The organism is Streptomyces lonarensis (assembly GCF_012033735.1).
GTDB lineage: Bacteria > Actinomycetota > Actinomycetes > Streptomycetales > Streptomycetaceae > Streptomyces > Streptomyces lonarensis.
Window position 1 is genome coordinate 1 of record NZ_JAAVJD010000358.1, and the last position, 3,659, is coordinate 3,659.

The following is a 3,659-nucleotide window of genomic DNA, read 5'->3' on the forward strand; positions in this document are numbered from 1 at the left end:
CCGCCGGTCGGCGCGGGCGGCGGCGCCCCTCGCGCGCTCCTATCCTGGGTTCATGTTCGAAGCCCGTCATCTGAGGGTCTTCCGGGCCGTCGCGACCACCGGTTCCTTCTCGGCCGCCGCGCGCGAGCTGGGCATCACCCAGCCCGCCGTCAGCCAGCAGATCCGGGCCCTCGAAGGCGCCGCGCACACCCCGCTGCTCACTCGTGACGGCCGGACGCTCCGGCTGACCGAGGCGGGCGAGGTGCTGGCGCGCCACGCCGACGGCGTGCTCGCCGCGCTCGGCGCCGCCGAGGCGGAGGTCTCCGCGATCGCCGGCCTGCGCGCCGGGCAGGTCCGGCTGGTCTCCTTCCCCAGCGGCAGCTCCACCCTGGTGCCCGCCGCGCTGGCGGCGCTCCGCGCCCGCCACCCGGCGCTGCGGGTCTCGCTCTCGGAGGCCGAACCGCCCCGGTCGGAGGAGCTGGTCCGCGCCGGCGCCTGCGACGTCGCGCTGGCCTTCCGCTATCCCGACGCCCGGGGCGAGGAGCCCTGGGAGGGGCTGGAGGTCCGGCGGCTGCGCTCGGACCTGCTGGTCGGCGTCCTCCCCGCCTCCCACCGCCACGCCGAGGCCACCGAGCTGCCGCTGCGCGACCTCGCCGACGAGCCGTGGATCGCGGGCTGCCCCCGCTGCCGCGAGCAACTGGAACGGGTCTGCGCGGGGGAGGGGTTCACGCCGCGCGTGGACCTGGCGACCGACGACTACCCGGCCGTCGTCGCGCTGGTCGGGGCCGGCCTCGGGGTCGCGGTGCTGCCGCAGCTGGCCCTGGAGCCGGTGCGCCCGCGAGGCGTGCGCGTGGTGCCGGTGACCCCGCCGACCAGGCGGGAGATCGTCGCGCTCACCCTCCCCGGACTCGCCGGGGTGCCGGCGGTCGCGGCGCTGCTGGACGCGCTGGCGGAGTGCGGCGGGCCGGCCGTGCCCACCGGCGCGGCGGAGGAGGTGCCCGCCGACGGGCCGCCCGCCGAAGGGAGCTGACGCCTCGCGATGTGACGGAGCGTGAGAGCGAGCGTGGAGCGCGGGCCCGCCTTTCACGCCCCGCCGTCTGCGGAAACTGGGCCATTCGGCCCTGTCACGGGTCGTGCGCCGGAGCGCGTGGTCGCCGGCCCCTGCGCGCGTCGGCGGGCCGGGCGCCCGCCGGTCGGGTGATCACGGTCGGTGGCCGCCCCCCGCCGTGCGGGCGCCCGCCGGTCCGGGGGCACCCGCCGACCGGGTGGGCGACCCAGCGGCCGCGGACCGGGCGCCTGGGCTCCCGCCCGCCGCTCCCGTCGGGCGGGGGTGACCGGGCGGCGGCTCAGCCGGCGTGCAGGACGTGGCCGGTGTCGGTGACCCGCTCCTCCCGGTCGGAGCGGACGGACGGCTCCTCGCGGGTGGTCAGGCCCCGGCGGGCGCGGCCGAGCAGCTCCTCGCGCTCGTCCTCGGTCAGTCCGCCCCACACCCCGTAGGGCTCGCGGACGGTCAGGGCGTGGGCGGCGCACTCGGCGCGGACCGGGCAGCGCATGCACACCTCCTTCGCCGATGCCTCGCGGGCGCTGCGCGCGGCGCCGCGCTCGCCCTCCGGGTGGAAGAAGAGCGAACTGTCCACCCCGCGGCAGGCGGCGAGCAGCTGCCAGTCCCAGAGGTCGGCGTTCGGGCCTGGGAGGCGGGAGAAATCTGCCATGGGGTTCCCCTCGAACGAGATACGTGCGCTCTGCGGTGTCAGGGCGTATCCGGTCAATCACGTGGTCACGTCCACGAACGTGGATGTAAATATGACTACTAACCGAATATAGCTTTATGTACTCGTCATGGACCCAAGAAGCTCTAAACGGGTTAAAACCGCCGTTCCGGCGTGTTGCGTCACTGCCGCCACATCGGTCACCGGGTCGTCACATAGGGTGGTTCCCGGTGGGTGAGGGGTGTCGGTGGGGTTCGGCACCGCTGTGCGGGAACCGGCCGGTCGCGGCCGGAAGAGCGGCGGAAGGGCAGGCGAAGAAGCCGTAACTCTTTCGGGTGACCGTCGTTGAGAAGGCGAGGCGGATGGCGGAGTCCACCACTCGGGCGGGTGTCCGAGTCCCGTCGCCCGCACCGGTGACGACTTAACTCAGCCTGGAGGTACCAGGGATGCGCATCAGCTTCGGAGGCCGCTCATGACGTCCGTCCTCGTCTGCGACGACTCGCCGCTCGCCCGCGAGGCGCTCCGCCGGGCGGTCGCGACCGTCCCCGGCGTCGAGCGGGTGACCACCGCGGCCAACGGTGAGGAGGTGCTGCGCCGCTGGGGGGCGGACCGCTCCGACCTGATCCTGATGGACGTCCGGATGCCCGGCCTCGGCGGTGTCGAGACGGTGCGCCGCCTGCTCTCCGCCGACCCCGGCGCCCGCATCATCATGCTCACCGTCGCGGAGGACCTCGACGGGGTCGCGCTCGCCGTCGCCGCCGGTGCCCGGGGCTACCTCCACAAGGACGCCTCCCGCGCCGAGCTGCGCGCCACGGTCACCCAGGCGCTCGCCGACCCGACCTGGCGTCTCGCGCCGCGCCGGCTGCGCTCCTCGGACATGGGTGCCGCGCCGACGCTCACCGCGCGGGAGATCCAGGTGCTGGAGGGCATGAGTCACGGCCGCTCCAACGCGGAGATCGGCCGCGAGCTGTTCCTCTCCGAGGACACCGTCAAGACCCACGCGCGCCGGCTCTTCAAGAAGCTCGGCGCCTCCGACCGCGCCCACGCGGTGGCGCTCGGCTTCCGCTGGGGGCTGGTCCGCTGACCGCCGGCCGTTGCCGCGCGGCGGGTGAGGTGCGGCCTCGCGGCTGAAAACTCCGCGTCTGACGCATGCTGGAGACATGACGCTCCCAGGGGACGAGACGACGCCGCGGTCCGACCCGGCGCCCGCGGCCACGCCCGCCGCGGTCCGCGAGGTCCGACCGGCCGCGCAGGCCGGGTCTGGTAACGAGTCGGTGCACAACTCCGACCGCGGTGGGGCGTCCGGTGCGGCGGCAGTGCACCATGGAGGGATGCGCGAAAACGAGTCCTCGGCGATCGGCGCCCTGGTGCATCGTGCGGTGGAGGGCGACCCCCGCGCCACCCACGACCTGCTCGCGCACGTCCACCCGTTGGCCCGGCGCTACTGCCGGGCACGGCTCAGCAGGCTCCCGGGCGACGCCCGCCACTTCGTCGACGACCTCGCGCAGGAGGTCTGCCTCGCCGTGCTGTGCGCGCTGCCGCACTACCGCGACACCGGCCGGCCGTTCGACGCCTTCGTCGTGGGCATCGCCCGGCACAAGATCGTCGACCTCCAGCGCGCCGCGATGCGCCACCCGGGCTCCACGGTGGTCTCCGCCGACGAGATGCCCGAGCGCCCCGACGACTCCCTCGGTCCCGAGGAGCGCGCGCTGCTGAGCAGCGACGCCGAGTGGGCGGCGAAGCTGCTGGACAACCTCCCCGACAACCTGCGCCGGCTGGTGCTGCTGCGTGTCGCCGTCGGCCTGACCGCCGAGGAGACCGGGCAGCAGCTCGGCATGTCGCCGGGCGCCGTCCGCGTCGCCCAGCACCGCGCGCTCAACCGGCTGCGCGAGCTCGCCGACCACGGCTGACCGGCGGTCACCCCCGCCGGCGCCCGGCGCGACGCCTCGCGGCCCCCGCTGATCGATGGCC

General features: G+C 75.3%; 4 protein-coding genes. 3 read left to right on the forward strand and 1 reads right to left on the reverse strand.

Annotation, left to right across the window (positions count from 1 at the left end; translation table 11 throughout):
• Positions 1-52: 52 nt before the first annotated feature.
• A complete protein-coding gene (locus HCN56_RS24355) occupies positions 53-1,009 on the forward strand; it encodes a LysR family transcriptional regulator (protein WP_167974630.1) in 957 nt (318 codons plus the stop codon).
• A 316-nt stretch (positions 1,010-1,325) separates the two neighbouring features.
• On the opposite strand, the gene HCN56_RS24360 is transcribed toward HCN56_RS24355, so the two are convergent.
• The gene (locus HCN56_RS24360) at positions 1,326-1,691 is read right to left on the reverse strand and encodes a WhiB family transcriptional regulator (RefSeq protein ID WP_167974632.1); all 366 of its coding nucleotides are present in this window, start codon (positions 1,689-1,691) and stop codon (positions 1,326-1,328) included.
• 469 nt (positions 1,692-2,160) lie between these two features.
• Here HCN56_RS24360 and HCN56_RS24365 point away from each other — a divergent pair, with 469 nt between their 5' ends.
• Complete coding sequence (locus tag HCN56_RS24365; RefSeq protein ID WP_019431595.1) at positions 2,161-2,772, forward strand: response regulator transcription factor; 612 nt, start codon at positions 2,161-2,163, stop codon at positions 2,770-2,772.
• A 247-nt stretch (positions 2,773-3,019) separates the two neighbouring features.
• Complete coding sequence (gene shbA / locus HCN56_RS24370) at positions 3,020-3,598, forward strand: RNA polymerase sigma factor ShbA (protein WP_245246980.1); 579 nt, start codon at positions 3,020-3,022, stop codon at positions 3,596-3,598.
• Positions 3,599-3,659 lie beyond the last annotated feature (61 nt).

Coding starts and splice junctions, on each gene's coding strand:
- HCN56_RS24355 (WP_167974630.1), top strand. CDS start 53: ATGTTCGAAGCCCGTCATCTGAGGGTCTTCCGGGCCGTCGCGACCACC.
- shbA (WP_245246980.1), top strand. CDS start 3,020: ATGCGCGAAAACGAGTCCTCGGCGATCGGCGCCCTGGTGCATCGTGCG.
- HCN56_RS24365 (WP_019431595.1), top strand. CDS start 2,161: ATGACGTCCGTCCTCGTCTGCGACGACTCGCCGCTCGCCCGCGAGGCG.
- HCN56_RS24360 (WP_167974632.1), bottom strand. CDS start 1,691: ATGGCAGATTTCTCCCGCCTCCCAGGCCCGAACGCCGACCTCTGGGAC.